At 74.5% G+C, this 14,483-nt stretch carries 8 protein-coding genes; 4 read left to right on the top strand and 4 right to left on the bottom strand.

Translation table 11 applies throughout. The features are described 5' to 3' along the window. Positions 1-187 precede the first annotated feature (187 nt). Genes ACZ619_RS38405 through ACZ619_RS38395 form a run of 3 tightly spaced genes read left to right on the top strand, consistent with a single transcriptional unit; the run spans position 188 to position 4,568 of the window. On the top strand, positions 188-3,607 hold the full coding sequence (locus tag ACZ619_RS38405; protein ID WP_469609355.1) for a CHAT domain-containing protein: 3,420 nt from the start codon (positions 188-190) through the stop codon (positions 3,605-3,607). Beyond that, positions 3,604-3,918: a hypothetical protein gene (locus ACZ619_RS38400; protein WP_469609353.1), complete on the top strand. Its 315-nt coding sequence runs from the start codon at positions 3,604-3,606 to the stop codon at positions 3,916-3,918. Before ACZ619_RS38405 ends, ACZ619_RS38400 begins: the two co-directional genes overlap by 4 nt. Next, entirely contained in the window at positions 3,915-4,568 is a 654-nt protein-coding gene (locus ACZ619_RS38395) for a hypothetical protein (RefSeq protein WP_469609351.1), read from the top strand. The genes ACZ619_RS38400 and ACZ619_RS38395 overlap by 4 nt, the downstream gene beginning before the upstream one ends. Positions 4,569-4,596: 28 nt before the next feature. On the opposite strand, the gene ACZ619_RS38390 is transcribed toward ACZ619_RS38395, so the two are convergent. Continuing rightward, on the bottom strand, positions 4,597-5,058 hold the full coding sequence (locus tag ACZ619_RS38390; RefSeq protein WP_469609349.1) for a VOC family protein: 462 nt from the start codon (positions 5,056-5,058) through the stop codon (positions 4,597-4,599). A gap of 189 nt (positions 5,059-5,247) precedes the next feature. Then, entirely contained in the window at positions 5,248-5,844 is a 597-nt protein-coding gene (locus ACZ619_RS38385; protein ID WP_469609443.1) for a short chain dehydrogenase, read from the bottom strand. Between the two features lie 72 nt (positions 5,845-5,916). Between ACZ619_RS38385 and ACZ619_RS38380 the strand changes: the two genes are divergently transcribed. After that, positions 5,917-6,783, top strand: a complete 867-nt coding sequence (locus ACZ619_RS38380) for a LysR family transcriptional regulator (protein ID WP_469609346.1) — start codon at positions 5,917-5,919, stop codon at positions 6,781-6,783. Positions 6,784-6,850: 67 nt separating this feature from the next. Here the strand turns inward: ACZ619_RS38380 and ACZ619_RS38375 are convergent, their stop codons facing one another. Continuing rightward, entirely contained in the window at positions 6,851-8,002 is a 1,152-nt protein-coding gene (locus ACZ619_RS38375) for an LLM class flavin-dependent oxidoreductase (RefSeq protein ID WP_469609344.1), read from the bottom strand. Positions 8,003-8,141: 139 nt separating this feature from the next. Then, positions 8,142-14,252 carry an amino acid adenylation domain-containing protein gene (locus ACZ619_RS38370; protein ID WP_469609342.1) on the bottom strand — a complete coding sequence of 2,037 codons (6,111 nt, stop codon included), beginning with the start codon at positions 14,250-14,252 and terminating at the stop codon, positions 8,142-8,144. Between the last annotated feature and the right edge of the window lie 231 nt (positions 14,253-14,483).

Below are 14,483 nucleotides of genomic sequence, written 5' to 3'. Positions count from 1 at the left end.
GGCGCGTGGCCGATGCGGTGCGGGTGCCGGCTGTCGTCCGCGGCGGGGTGGTGCGGATGGTGGCGTACGTCCTCTTTCGTGATCGGCCCGTGCGGGCCCGGCTCCGCGCCGTAGGCTCTCGTCGCGGGCCTGGTCCGGTCGACGACGGCGTGGGGGGGGCGAAGTGCGTTTGTCGCTTGCGGAGTTGATGGAACTGCGGGTTCCGCCTTCCGAGCTGACCGTCCCGGTGCTGGGTCCCGTCCGGGAGCGGGCCGCGCTGGGGCCGCCGGAGGATCTCGCCCCGCACGAGCGCCAGTGGTGGTACGCGATGGCCGGCGCGGTCTGCGAGCGGCTGGGCGACGCGGACGGCACCGTGGGTCACTTCGGTGCCGCGCTGGCCGAACTCGACGACGACAGCGACGACCGGCCCGACGCGGAGTTCCGGCTCGGTGTGGCGCTGCACTCCCGTTTCGTTTCAGGCGGGCGGCCGGGCGACGCCGACGAGGCGATCCGGCTCTTCCGCAGCGTGCTGGGTGTGGCCGACCCGGGCACCTGGCCGCGTCTGATGGCCGCCGCGCACCTGGGACGCTGCCTGACGGACCGGTTCACGGCCGCCGGGAATCCGGCCGACCTGACCGCGGCCACGACCCTGCTGGAGGAGGAGCTCGACGTGGCGGGCCGGCCGCCGGCCGTGGACGGCTCCCCCGACCCCGAGGAGCTCCAGACCTGGATCTCCGCTCTCGACGTGCTCGGCGAATGCCTGCGTGAGCAGGCCGAACTCGGGCACGACGAGGTCCTGCTGGCCGGTGCGCTGGACCGGGCCCGCGCGGCGCTCGACCTCGCCGGCGATGATCCCGGGCTGCGCGCGGCACCGGAGAAGGGGCTGGCCCGCACCCTGCTCGTCCGGGCGCTGTGGACGAAGTCGCGAACGGACCTGGACGAGGTGATCCGGCTGCTCGCCCCCTCGGCGCCGCTCGCCCAGGCGGAGAACCCGGCGGCGCGGGCGGTGAACCTGGGCATCGCCCATTTCGAGCGCTACCGGCTGCTGGGCGACCCCGGCGACCTGGCCCAGGCCCGTACCGTCCTCGGTGAAGCCCTGGCCGTGCTGCCCCGGGGTTCGGTCGCGCGCGCCGGCGCCCAGCTCAACCTCGCGGTCGTCCTGCGGGAGACGGCCGCCACCGCGGCGGACGGGCCCGCGCTGCTCGACCTCGCCGTGGAGCTGGCCGAGGAGGCCGCCGACACGGCGCTGCCGCGCTCGCCGCTGTCCGTCGCGGCGACCGCCGCCGCGGCCGAGGCACGGATCGCCCGGCAGGCCCAGGGCGCGGGCGGCAGTGCGGCGGAGCTGGAGCGGGCCTGCCGTCGCATGGAGGCGGCGGCACCGCATCTGCCGCCCGAGGGCGGCATGCTGGCCGCCTCCTTCCGCGACGCCTGGGGCAGCGCCCTGGTCCGGGTCGCCGGTCTGACCTCTTCTTCCTCGGCCCTGGACCAGGCTGTGGGGCTGCTGCGCCAGGCGCTGGCCGACCCGGGCGGGCTGCCCGACCGGCCGCGCACGGCGGGCAATCTCGCCTCAGGTCTGTACGAGCGGTTCCTCGCCCGCGGTGCGATGGGCGACCTCGACGAGGCCGTCGCGCTGTGGCAGGAGGCCGTTGACTCCCGCCGGCCGGACGATCCGCACGGTGTCATGGCCCGCAACGGGCTGGCCGTGGCCCTGCACCAGCGGTACGACCGGCGGGGTACGGCCGCGGATCTGGACGAGGCCGTGAACCGGCTGACGGCCGCCGCCGCCCTGCCCACGGCTCCCGCCGAGCGCCGAGCCGTCCTGACCAACCTCGGCCATGCCCACCAGGCCCGCTACGAGATCACCGGCGACCCCGACGAACTGGCCCGGGCCGTGGCCGCCCAGCGCGAGGCCCTCGCCCTGCGCGGACCGCAGGCGGGCTCCGCCGTCAACGCCCGTATCGGGCTGGCCCTCGCCCTGGGCGCGCAGGCGGAACACCTGGCGTCGAGCGGCCTGGCCGAGCGGGCGGCGGACCACGCGGAGAAGGCACTGGCCGATGCCGAGTCGGCGTCGCGGGCGTGGGTGTCGGCCGTGTTCGCCCTGGCCGGACTCGGCCGTCTGCGCCACGCGCTGACCGGCGCGCCCGAACTCCTGGACCGGGCGGAGGAGTTGTACCGGCGCGGGTACGAGGCGGCCGGCGCGCGGTATCCGGCGGCGGCCGCGGAGGGCGCCATGGAATGGGGGCTGTGGCAGGCCCGGCTGAAGCGGTACCCGCAGGCGGTGGCCGCCTTCGACCTCGCCGAGCGGGCGGTGGGGCGGCTGGTGGCCGAGCAGGGGCAGCGCGCGGCCAAGGAGACCTGGCTGCGGACCTCGCGCGGGCTGCCCGCCGCGGTGGCCGTGGCCGCCTGGCGGGCCGGTGACACGGCCGGTGCGGTCAGCCGTCTGGAACGCACCCGCGCGCTGCTGATGGCCGAGCGCCTGCGGCTGGGCGAGTCCGCCGGCGCCTCGGCCGGCAGCCGGCCGTCCGCGGGCACCGTGGTCTATCTGGTGCCGGGCGAGGAGACGGGTGTGGCCTTCACCGTCACGGGCCGGACCGTGCAGGCCACGCCGCTCGACGGCCTCGGGGCAAGCGCACTCGCCCGCTGGAAGGACGTGACCTGGAACGCGGCCGGTCCGCTGGAGCCGTTCGCCCGGTGGGCGTGGGAGAACGTCCTGGGCGAGCCGGTGCCAGGGCCGGGCACGCCGTTCACCCTGGTCCCCGTGGGCGAACTGGTCCACCTGCCCTGGCAGACGGCGTGCCGGGCGTCCGGCACGGACCGTGCGCAGCGGTTCCTGCTCGACGACCACGCGGTCGGCTTCGCGCCCTGTCTGCGCGTGCTGCCCGCCAGGACCGCCTCCCCGACGCCCCGCTACCTCGGAGTGGCCGTGGGACACGGCACGGGTCTGCGCGAACTCGCCTTCGCCGAAAGGGAGGTGAGAACCTGCGCCGACCGGTTCCCGCAGTCCCTGCTGCTGGTGGACGAGGAGGCCACGCCCGAGCGGGTCCTGGAGTGGCTGGGGCAGGGCGGCGGACTCGCCCACTTCGCCTGCCATGCCGAGACCGACCCCGCCGATCCCCTCTCCTGCGCGCTCGTCCTCGGCGGCGGCGCCCGTCTCGCCGTACGGGATCTGCTGGACGTGCGCGGCGGACTCGACCTGGTCCTCCTCTCCGCGTGCGCCACCTCGGTGACCGGCCGTGAACTGCCCGACGAAGTGGTGGGCCTGCCGGGCGCCCTCATCGGGGCCGGGGCCCGGGGCGTGGTCTCGACGGCCTGGCCGGTCAGCGACCTCGCCGCCTGCCTGCTGATGACCGACTTCGTCGGCCGGTGGGCCGACGGCACTCCAGCGGCCGAGGCGATGCGCGCCGCGCAGACGCGGCTGCGGGACCTGGAGCACGGCCAGGTGGCCAGGCGGCTGCGGGTGCTGCGCGGCCCGTCCCCCGCCCGGGCGCCGGCGGCCGCGAGCCCGTCGGCGCCCGCGCGCCCCTTCGCGGCGCTCGCCGACTGGAGCGCGTTCACCTACACGGGTCACGCCGGTTCCGGCTCGCCGCACGTCCGCCCCCGACGGGACCGCACGGGAGAACCCGCATGAGCACGCCACCGTCACCGCCCTACCGGTACGGCACCGACGACCGGTTCGCCCAGCAGGCCGCGGCCACCTTCGCCCTGGAGGACTTCGGCTCGGCGCTGGTCCTCTCCGGGCCCTGCCCGCGCTGCGGCCGGCAGATGGACTTCACCGTCGTCGGGGAACTCTTCCGGGCCGCCACCGGGCCGGACCCCTCGCCCGCCCGTCCGGTCGTCATGTACTGCACCGCCGAGACCGTGTACGAAGGCGCCCCCGACGGCCACACCGGCTGCGGGGCGTTCTGGAGCCTGCTGCTGCCCTCCGGGGCCGGAGGATGAGCGGCCCGCTGCTGCCCGGCCCCGCGCCGACGGCCGCTCAGGTCCGCCGGGCCAGGTCGACGCGCCGCGCGTTGGAGCGAGAACTCGGCCGGGTGCGCGAGGTGGCGCTGGCCTGGCGCAACGGCCTCGGCGCGCTGCTGGCCGGTCTCATCGGGTTCGGGCTGGTCAGGGGCCGCAGCGATGTCGGACAGCTCGCTCCCGGTTGGTCCGCCGCTGCCGGGGTGCTGCTGGCGGCGGCCCTGTCCGTGGGTGCGGTCGGAGCCTTCTGTCTGCTGCGCGCGGCCCACGGCCGCCCCTACGCCCGCCGGCTGTCCGAACCCGACGAGGCGACGGGGCGGCCGCTGGAGGTCGAGGACCACGACGAGGCGCTGGCCAGCGCCCGCACGCTGCGCACGGGGATCATCCTGACCTGTGTGTGCACGGTGCTGCTCGTCACGGCGGTCGGCGTGACCTGGTACGCCCCGCCCAAGGACCCTCCGCGGCTGCTGATCCGGCAGGGCGCCACCACGCTGTGCGGCGAGGTGGTCTCCGTGCGCCGGGGCACGGTCGTGCTCTCGGCCGACGGCGTCGCCACGACCGTCGACCTGTCCCGTGCCGAGTCCGTCACCCCGGTCGCCTCGTGTCCCGCCGCGTCCTCCGGCGACGGGTAGACCAGGGCGTGCTCCTGGGCGATCGTGGTCAGGAACCGGGCGGTACGTCCGCTCGCCCGGCGGGTGGGGGCTCTTCGCCGAAGACCCAGGGGGCGAGCACGATCAGCCAGCCGTCGGGATCCTCGAAGAGGACCGCGCCGTGTTCCGTCCAGTAGGGGTTGACGGCGGGAACCGGGCTGTGTCCGTGTTCGACGAGGCGTCGGACGGCGGCCGCGAGGGCTTCGGGACCGCGCAGGTAGAGCACCAGCTGGTTCTCCGGATGGGGCTCGGGGATGCGCGGCTGTTCCCCTCCTTGCAGGAGCTCCATGTGGACCGGGGTGCCCGGCAGGCCGAGGACCATGCCGTCGTATCCCTGGTGGCCGCGCCACTGGGCCAGCACCGGCAGTCCGAGGACGTCGCGGTAGAACGTCAGAACGTCGTCGTACTTCGCGGTCGGCCGCGCGAAGCGGACCGCCCCTACCTCGAGATGGCTGGGCCAGGTGTGAGACATGGGGCGATGCTGACACGGGCCGGCGGGAGCCGGAACCTGCTGCGGACCTAGGCCCGGAGGCGGAGGCCGTCGCCGCGTGGCGGCTTCGCGGCGTCGGCTGGCCGTGGCGTCCCGTCGTGACGGTCGGGCGGACGAAGGCCACCGCGCGGCTCGTCGAGGAGGTCGCCGGAGCCGCGGGGCGGCCCTCGGTCACAGTTCGTAGACGCGTCCGGTCTGACCGCCCTCGACGGACCGGACGTACGCCTGGACCACGTCGGCCAGGTCGACGGAGCCCATACCGGGGAAGCAGTCCCCGAAGTCGGCCAGGGACTCCGTGAAGACGTTGGGGCTGACGGCGTTGACCCGCTGTGGAGCGATCTCGATCGCCGCCGCCCGGACGAAGGCCTCCACCGCCCCGTTGGCCAGCGCGGCAGCGGAACCGGTCACCACCGGCTCGCGCACGGGAATCCCCGTGATCAAGGTGAACGAACCGCGCTCCGCCACGTGCGGGATGCCCTGGCGGACCAGTTCGATCTGCGGGAGGACCTTGCCGGTGAAGGCGGAGCCCCAGTCCGCCGGAGTCATGTCGGACAGCGGCTTGTAGGGGACTTGGCCCGCGGCGCTGACCACGGCGTCCAGCGGCCCGGCGGCCTCGTAGAGCGCGGCGACCTGCTCCGGGTCGGACATGTCGTAGCGCAGCTCACCGGAGGTGCGCCCGACCGTCAGGACACGATGACCGCGCTCGCCCAGCGCGGCGTCGAGGGCCCGGCCCAGGGTTCCGGCGGCGCCGATCAGCAGAATGTTCATCATGCTCCGACGTTGGCACGAGGACCGCCGGGTCGGGAAATGCCTCCCGGCGGGTACTTATGCTTGGCCGGCATGAATGTGAACGTGCGGCATCTGCGAGCGCTCGCGGCGATCGGCGACGAGGGAACGGTGACCGACGCGGCCCGTGTCCTGGGTATCGGCCAGCCCGCCGTGTCGCGCACGCTGGAACAGCTGGAGGCCGAGGTCGGGGTCCGGCTCGTCGAGCGCACCACCCGTCGGCTGGAACTGACGGACGCGGGACGCCGGCTGTGGGAGCACGCGCACCGCATCCTGCGTCAGCTCGACGACGCCCTGGCCGAGGCAGCCCGTCCCGCGGGGTCGGCCCGGCCCCTGCGGCTGGCGTTCGCCTGGGCCGCGCTGGGCCGCCACACCGTCCCGCTGCTGCGCGCCTGGCGCCGTACCCGTCCGCAGGTCCGGGTGGAGATCCACCGCCTGGACGACCCCGAGGCCGCTCTGCGGCGCGGCCGGGCCGACCTCGTCTTCCTGCGCGTACGGCCGCGCGACACCGGGTCCGTCAGGCTGGTCGAACTCGCCAGCGAACAGCGTGTGGCGGCGCTGCCCGAGGACCACCCCCTGGCGGGCCGCCGCGAGCTGGCCCTGGCGGATCTGTCCGACCAGGTGGTGGCGCTCTGCTCCACCGCGGCCACCACCGGCGCGGAGCTGTGGCCCGAGGAGGGGCGTCCGGACACGATCGACGTGCCCGGCGTGGACGAATGGCTGACCACCATCGCCACCGGGGAGGCGGTCGGAGTCACCACCGAGGGCACCAGCCACCACCACCCCCACCCCGGCGTCCGCTATGTTCCCCTGGCCGACGCCCCGCCGGTCCCCGTCTACCTCGCCCGGCCGGCCGACCCCGCGCATCCCGCCACCGCGGACTTCGTCCGCCTGGCACGCCGCCACTTCGGCACTTCCTGAGCGGCCGTCACCGGGGCGGCGGCGTGGGCGACCGGGTCTTTGGCCGTCGTCGCCGTACGCCGAGGGATCACGTCGAGGCCAGCAGGCCCCGTCGCCTCAGCTCCGGCGCGAGGCCGTCCGAGAGCCAGTGGGCCTCCTCCAGGTTGGGGAATCCGGAGAGGATGAACTCGCTCACGCCGATGTCGCGGTACTCCTCCAGCCGGTCGGCGACCTCCGAGTGGCTGCCCACGAACGCCAGCGCCGAGCCTCCGGCCAGGAGCCCGAAACCGCCCCAGAGATTGGGCGCCACGTGGAGGCTGTCCGGGTCCTCGACGCCGGCTCCTTCGAGCAGGCTCTGGCCCCTGGCCTGACCGACCGAACCACGGGCGCCCAGCAGCGCGCGGGCCTGTGCGGCGTGGGCCGGGTCGATGCCGGCGAGATGCCGTTCGGCGTCCGCGAACGCCTCCTCGGCGGTGTCCCGGCTGAGCAGCCAGGCGCGCAGGCCGAACCGCGGCGCCGGCCGGCCCTCGGGCACCGCGTCGGCCAGCCACGCGGCCTTCTCGACGATCATGTCCAGTGGTTCGAGCCAGCTCAGATAGACATCGGCGTGGCGGGCGGCGACCGGCCGGGCGTACTCCGAGGACCCGCCGAACCAGATCTCCGGCGGCTGCGCGGGCAGGTCGCGCCCCGGGGCCGTCACGGAGGCGTCCTGGGCCTCGAAGTACTCCCCGGTGTGGTCGACCGACTCGCCCGCCAGCAGCGGCCGGACGATCCGCAGGAACTCCTCGGTGCGGGCGTACTGCACGGCCTTGTCTCCGTGGTCGCCGTACCGGCGGGCCTCCCAGCCCGGTTCGCCGGTCACCACGTTCAACGCCAGGCGGCCCTGGCCGGCGAGCCGTTGGAAGGTCGCCGCGTGCTGCGCGGTCAGCAGCGGGTGCTGGGTGCGGGGGTGCAGCGCCACCAGGAAGCGGAGGGTGCGGGTGTGCGCCAGGAGCACGGACGAGACGATCCAGGGGTCCTCGCAGGAGGATCCGGTCGGGACGAGTACGGACGTGCACCCGGCCTCCTCCACCGCCAGGGCGATCTCCGTCAGGTAGGACAGGGTCGGTGCGCGGAAGCCGCCGGGCCCGGCGGAGTCCCGGTCGGGCAGCACGACGTTGGTGCCGCCCCGGCGGAACCGGCGGGTCTCGCCGGAGCTCGGCAGGTACCAGTGGAGGCGGATCTGGGCGTCGGTCGTCATGTGAACGGCCCGCTTTCGGTGGGAGGAGGGCGGAGCGGCGCGTCCGGCCCGGCGGTCCGGTCCCGCCGGGCCAGGAGGGTGCCGGGCGGGAGTGCGGGAGGCGGTACAGGGGGACGAGGGGTCGCGCGGCGCATCCGCGTCACCTCGCGGCGCGCCTTCGCGGCAGGTGCTGGAGGACGGTGCCGGCCAGGGTCCGTTCCGGGTCGTCCGCCAGGCCGACGAGAACGTCGGCGACCGCCGCGGCCAGGACGCCGGCCTGCTTCGCCGAGACCCGTGTGCCCTGGTGGGACAGCACGACGGCCAGCGCACCGTCCTCTTCCGCCACGGTCAGGGTGATGCCGGTCTTGGCCTCCCTGGCACCGAGCCGGTCGAGGAAGACCGGCCGCAGCCGCGTTCCGCCCAGCTCGGCCTTGCGGTCGCTGCGCAGATTCATGTTCAGCGTGACATCGGTGTAGGGCGAGCGTCCCGGCCGCCGCACCGGGGCCAGCAGTTCCAGGACGTCCTCGAACGGGGCGCCGGCGTGGGCGAACGCGTCGAGTGTCTCGGTCCGCAGTGCGGCCAGTACCTCGCCGAGCGAGCTGCCCGCGGTCACGTCGGACCGCAGCACGACGGTGTTCAGAGAGGGCCCCAGCAGGTCCGGGAAGGCACCCCGGTCCGGCTGGACGGCGGGGACGCCCACCGTCAGACCCCTGCGGCCGGTCCAGCGGTGCACGGCGGTCGCCAGCGCGGCGCCCACCACCATGAACCAGGACACCGAGTGGCGGGTCTGGAACTGCCGCAGCCGCCGTCCCAGGTCGGCCGGCAGCTCCACCGTGACCGCCCCGTCCGGCTCGGGCACCGGCGGCGGCTCGGGGAACTCGACGGTGCTGCCGGCGCCGTCGAGCCGTCCACGCCAGAAGTCGAGGTCACGGCGCTGCCGTTCGCCTCTGCGGGCCGCTTCGCCGGCTGCCACGAACTCGCGGTACTGCGTGCGCGGCGGCTCGGCGGGTACGCCTTCGGCGACGGCACGGTAGTAGCGGTCCAGCTCCGACAGGAGCGTCGGAACCGATTCCCCGTCGACGACGAGATGGTGTGCGCAGACCAGCAGCGCGTGCGTGTGTGTCCCGAGGTCCGCGACGGCGAACCGCAGCAGCCGCCCGGACTCCAGGTCGAAGGGCTGCTGCGCGGTCTCTTCGAGCCATTGGGCCAGTTCCTCGTCCGGGTGGGCGGGATCGGCGACGAACACCATCTCGATGCGGGGTCGCCACGGCTCCCGGACGGCCTGGCGCAGCGCGCCGCCGTCCGTCACGAACGCGGTGCGCAGGATCTCGTGCCCGGCGACCAGTTCGGTCAGTGCCCGGTTCAGCACCGCCAGGTCGAGCGGCCCCTCGGTCTTCCAGGAGAGCAGGACCGTGTTGCGGGAGCGCTCCTCGACCTGCTCCGCGAGCCAGAGCTGTCGTTGCAGCGGGCCGGCCTTCGGCAGCTGCTCGACGGCCGGCGCCGCGTCCGGACCGGCATGCGCACGGTCTGCGGACGCGTGGGCGACGGACGCGGGGTCGACGGGCGCGTGGCCCGGGAGTTCGTGGTCGACGAGTGCGGCGAGGTCACCCAGGCGAGGGTGCTCGAACAAGGCGCGCATCGGCAGTTTCACGTCGAAGTGCTGCTGGATCCGGGCGATCAGCGAGACCGCGTTCATCGAGTGCCCGCCCAGCGCGAAGAACGAGTCGTCGGGCCGCACCGTGGCGACGCCGAGCAGTTCGGACCACAGCTGTCCGAGCACCGCCGCCGTGCTGCCGCCGGTGGCGGCCGGTTCCGCGGCCGCCGGTTCGGCCGGGGGTGTTCCCGGCAGGCGGCGCAGCGCTTCCCTGTCGACTTTTCCGTTGGGCGTCAACGGGATCTCCGGGACCGTGCGGAACTCTGCCGGGATCATGTAGCCGGGCACCTTGGCGAGCAGGTGGTCGTAGAGGTCGCGCCGGGTCAGCGGGGCGGTGGTGGCCACGATCCCGATGAGGCGGTCCGGCTCGGTCAGCACCGCGGCGTCGTGGACCTGCGGGTGTTCGAGGAGCGCGGCGCGCACCTCGCCGGGTTCGATGCGGTATCCGCGCAGCTGCACCTGGTCGTCGGCCCGGCCGATGAACTCCAGTGCTCCGTCCGGTCGGTAGCGGGCCAGGTCGCCGCTGCGGAAGAGTCTCCCGTCGCCGAACGGCGACTCGACGAACCGCTGCGACGTCAGCTCGGGCCGGCCGGCGTAGCCGCCCGCGACCCCGTCGCCGCCGACGTGGATCTCGCCGACCGCGCCGGCCGGCAGCAGCCGTCGGCCCGTCAGCCGGTCCAGGAGCAGCAGCCGGGTGGTGGGGATCGGGCGGCCGATGACGCTGGCGTCCGCGTCGGTGTCGGCCCGGGTGACGGTGTGGATGCTGGCATGCACCGTGGTCTCGGTGATGCCGTACATGTTCACGAGCCGGACGTGGGGATGGCGGTCCAGCCAGCCGCCCAGTGCCGCCGGGCGCAGGGCCTCGCCTCCGAAGATCACGTAGCGCAGCCTGCCGAGTCCGGTGGGCGTCGCCGGTTCGCGGTCCGCGATCCGGCCGAACGCGCTCGGGGTCTGGTTGAGCACGGTGACCCGTTCGCGTTGCAGCAGCGCCCAGAACCGCTCCGGGTCGCGGGTCTGCTCCTCGGTGACGAGGACCAGCCGTCCGCCGTGCACGAGTGCGCCGAAGACCTCCCAGACCGAGAAGTCGAAGGCGTAGGAGTGGAACATCGTCCACACGTCGTCCGGTCCGAAGGCGAAGGGGAAGCGCTCGTTGGTGAGGAGGCGCACCAGGTTGCGGTGGGTGATGACCACGCCCTTGGGCTTTCCGGTGGTGCCGGAGGTGTAGATGCAGTAGGCGGGCGCGTCGGCGGCCACCTGAGGCAGGTCGGCGGCGGTGTCGGTGCCGGGTTCGGCGTCGGCGGCGACGGCGGTCCCGGGGAACCCGGGGACGGCGGCGCCGTCCGGGGTCACCGCGAACCGGGTCCCGGAGTCGTTCAGGATGAAGGCCGCCCGCTCCCGCGGCCCCGCCGGGTCGACCGGCAGGTACGCGGCCCCCGCGAACAGCACGGCGAGGATCGCCTCGATCTGCCGCGGCCCTCGCGGCAGCAGCAGGGCGACGAGTTCGCCCGGCCGGACCCCGTGTTCGAGGAGGACGTTCGCGAGCCGCCGGGACCGGTCGAGGAGCTGTCCGTAGGTGGTCTCCGTGCCTTCGTGCGTCAGCGCCACGGCCTCGGGCCGGCGCGCGGCGGTCTGCCGGACCAGGTCGTGGACGGTGGTCTCCGGGTACCCGGCGTCGGTCGCGTTCCAGACCGAGAGCTGGGTGTGGCGTTCGTCGTCGGTCAGCGGGTCCAGGTCGCCGAGCGCGGTGTGCGGGCGCTTCGCGAGCTGCCGCAGGACCGCCGTGAAGTGCTCGGCGAGGGCGGCGATCTGGTCGTGGTCGAAGTAGCGGCCGTTGAAGACGAGTACGCCGCGGTGGCCACCGTCCTCCGGGCGCAGCACGAGGTGCAGGTCGTACTTGCCGTAGCCGCCCGCGAGGCCGGTGTCCTCCTGTGGCCCGGTTCCGTCGAGGACCGTCACGAGCACGTCGAACAGGGCGGTGCGGCTCATGTCCTTGACCGGGTCGATGCGGCGGACCAGCTCGTCGAACTGCGCGTGCCCGTGCCGCTGGGCGTGTGCGCGCTCGGCGGCGACCGCGGTCGCCAGCCGGTCGAAGGTGACGTCCGGCGGCGCCTGGAAGCGGAGCGGCAGCAGGTTGGACAGGGGGCCGACGACGTGGTGGTCGGCGTCGTGGCGTCCCGGATGGGTCAGCCCCAGCACCAGATCGGTCTGTCCCGTGTACCAGCCGAGGACGGCGGTGAAGGCGGCCAGCAGCACGTCGGAGGGGGTCACGCCGAGCTCTTCGGCGAGCGTGCCGACCGCGGTGTCCGCCAGGACCGAGAAGCCGGCCGTGGCCTCCTCGTAGACGTGGACGGCGTCGCGCTGACGGCGTTCGGGCAGGCGCAGGGGTTCGGCCGGGGGGCTGAGCACCGCGGCGCGTGCCTCGACGGCCGCGCGCCGTGTCTCCTGCGGTGTCCGCTCGTGCCAGGCGCTGAAGCTGCTGGGTCCGGGGGTGTCGCCGAGGAGCTGCCGGGCGAGGAGCCGTAGCGAGTGGTCGTCCGCGACGGCCTGGTGGGCGGTCAGCGCCAGCCGGGCCGAGCCGTCTTCGTGCGGCTGCACGGTGACGCGCAGCAGTGGGCCGTCGACCAGGTCGAACGGTGCGGTGGCGGCCGCGCGCAGCGCTTCGGGGCCGGTGCCGGCGGGCAGCCACTCGGCGCGCACCGGGACGGTCTCGTGGATGCGCTGCACCACCTGGCCGTCCACGTGGTCGAAGGTGGTGCGCAGTGCCTCGTGCGCCCGCACCAGCGTGGCGACGGCGGCGTCCAGCCGGGACCGCTCGGGGGCGTGGGGAAGCCGCAGCACCAGCCTGAGGTTGTGGTAGGTCGGTGCCGCCGGGTAGATCTCCCCGTTCTCGAACCGGTCGACGAACCACATGCGCTGCTGGTGCGGGGAGGCCGGCCGGACGAGGACCGCGGGCGCCGTCCCCGGGGCGTCGGGGTCCGGCTCGGACGGCACGGGGTCCGCGGCCGGCGGGGCGTCCGTCTCCTGCGGGGCGGCGGCCGGTCGCACCGCTGCCGTGAAGTCGTGCAGGCGGGGGTGGTCGAACAGGGTCCGGATGGACACCGTCTCGGCGTCGTAGTGCCTGTTGACGGCGAGCACCAGCTTCTCCGCCAGCAGGGAGTGGCCGCCCAGTTCGAAGAACGAGTCTTCCGGGCCGACCTCCCGCACGCCGAGCACCGCGGCCCACAGGCGGGCCATCTCCGTCACCGACTCGTCCGCGGCCCGTTCCGGCGGCGGGCCGGGCCGTGTCCGGGGCTGTGCCACGGGTTCGGGGTCCGTCCCGAGGTCGTGACGGACGTCGATCAGGGGCGTCTCGGGGTTCTCGGCGACCGAGTCGAGTATGGCGCGGTAGTCGTGGGCGAGTTCGGCGATGCGGGTGGGTCCGACGGCTCCGGTCGGGTCCTTCCACAGCACGTGGGTGCCGGCGCTGTCCTCGCGCACCATCGTCGCCAGGACGAAACCGGCGGAGCTCTCCATGCCGAGCAGCCGCAGCGAGGCCCGGTGCCCGCCGTGATCCAGGGGCAGGTCCTGCACGTCGACACCGGCCCGCAGGCCGGCGTTCCAGACCTGGAACACCGTCTGGTGGGTGCGGGCCCCCGCTTCCGGCCCGGTCAGGCCGGCCGCCCGGATGATCGCCGGCAGGGGCAGGTTCCCGTGCGCGACGGCGTCCCTCACGCGACCGTGGATGCGGCGCGACAGCGAGGCGTAGGTGTCGTCCGCGGTGGGCCGGTCCAGGACCGGCAGGGGGTTGACGAAGTCCCAGACGAGTTCGCGCAGCGACGCCGCGGACCGTCCGTGGTAGGGCACGAACGACAGGACGTCCGAGCCTCCGCCGTAGCGGCGCAGCAACGCGAAGTAGCTTCCGAGGAGCACCGAGGTGTAGGAGACACCGATCTCGGTGGCGCGTAACCGCAGCCGGGCGGCGAGCCCTTCGGGGATCAGCTCCTCCAGCACGGTGTACCGCGCCTCGTCCACGCTCGGCGGCAGCCGGAAGCCGAAGTCCTGCCCGCCCAGCGTCTCCCGCCAGTGCTCCCGGTCGGGTTCGCCCTCCGGGCCGTCGGCCAGCGCGTGGGACCGCTCGGCGTGCCGCACCAGTGCGCCGTGGTCGGGGGCGACCGGGTGGTTGCCCGCGTACGTCTCCCTCAGCGCCTCCAGGAGCAGGAGGATCGACGCGCCGTCGAACACCAGGTGGTGGACGGCCAGGACCAGGACGGTGAAGTCCGCGCCCCGCAGCAGTTCCACCCGGGCGAGCGGTCCGCGGCGCAGGTTGAACGGCCGTTGCCAGGCCCGGCGTACGGCCTCGTCCCTGGGAAGGTCCGTCGCGGTCTCCGTCACCGGGATCTCCGGGCCGCCCGAGCGGTCCAGGACCAGGCCGCCCGGTGTGGCCAGTACCCGGCCACGGAGCTGGGGGTAGAGTTCGCCGATCTCCCTGACCGCCTCACGGAGGCGTGCCACGTCGAGCGAGCCGGTCACTTCGAACGGCGTCGGGATGATGTTGGTCCAGGCGGTCTGGTCGCGTTTCCACGCGACCCAGATGGCTTCCTGCCCGACGGAGAGCGGGACCTGCTTCGGGTCACTCACTTGTGCCTCATTTCCGCGTCGTGTCCGGCTGCTTCCTGGCCGCCCCGGTGCCGGCTGGCGCGGCGGAGTCAGGTCGGTCCGTGGCGGACAGCCGGATGGTGGGGGCGTTGACGCGCTGCCGCGCGCAACGACGGGAGACGGCTGCCTGCCCTGGGGCGTCGGCATCGGTGGCATTCCCCGCTGGGGTGCGGGCCGGGGCCGTCGGCAGAGGAGGAAGGGGGGAGGGAGGGG

The sequence above is a fragment of the Streptomyces sp. NPDC104367 genome, assembly GCF_055583825.1.
Note: the sequence above shows the minus strand (reverse complement) of the source record. Positions and strands in the feature narration are given on the sequence as shown.

What these genes read in the sequence shown, in the direction of transcription:
- ACZ619_RS38405 (WP_469609355.1), top strand. Translation starts at nt 188, where the DNA reads ATGGAACTGCGGGTTCCGCCTTCCGAGCTGACCGTCCCGGTGCTGGGT.
- ACZ619_RS38400 (WP_469609353.1), top strand. Translation starts at nt 3,604, where the DNA reads ATGAGCACGCCACCGTCACCGCCCTACCGGTACGGCACCGACGACCGG.
- ACZ619_RS38395 (WP_469609351.1), top strand. Translation starts at nt 3,915, where the DNA reads ATGAGCGGCCCGCTGCTGCCCGGCCCCGCGCCGACGGCCGCTCAGGTC.
- ACZ619_RS38390 (WP_469609349.1), bottom strand. Translation starts at nt 5,058, where the DNA reads ATGTCTCACACCTGGCCCAGCCATCTCGAGGTAGGGGCGGTCCGCTTC.
- ACZ619_RS38385 (WP_469609443.1), bottom strand. Translation starts at nt 5,844, where the DNA reads ATGAACATTCTGCTGATCGGCGCCGCCGGAACCCTGGGCCGGGCCCTC.
- ACZ619_RS38380 (WP_469609346.1), top strand. Translation starts at nt 5,917, where the DNA reads ATGAATGTGAACGTGCGGCATCTGCGAGCGCTCGCGGCGATCGGCGAC.
- ACZ619_RS38375 (WP_469609344.1), bottom strand. Translation starts at nt 8,002, where the DNA reads ATGACGACCGACGCCCAGATCCGCCTCCACTGGTACCTGCCGAGCTCC.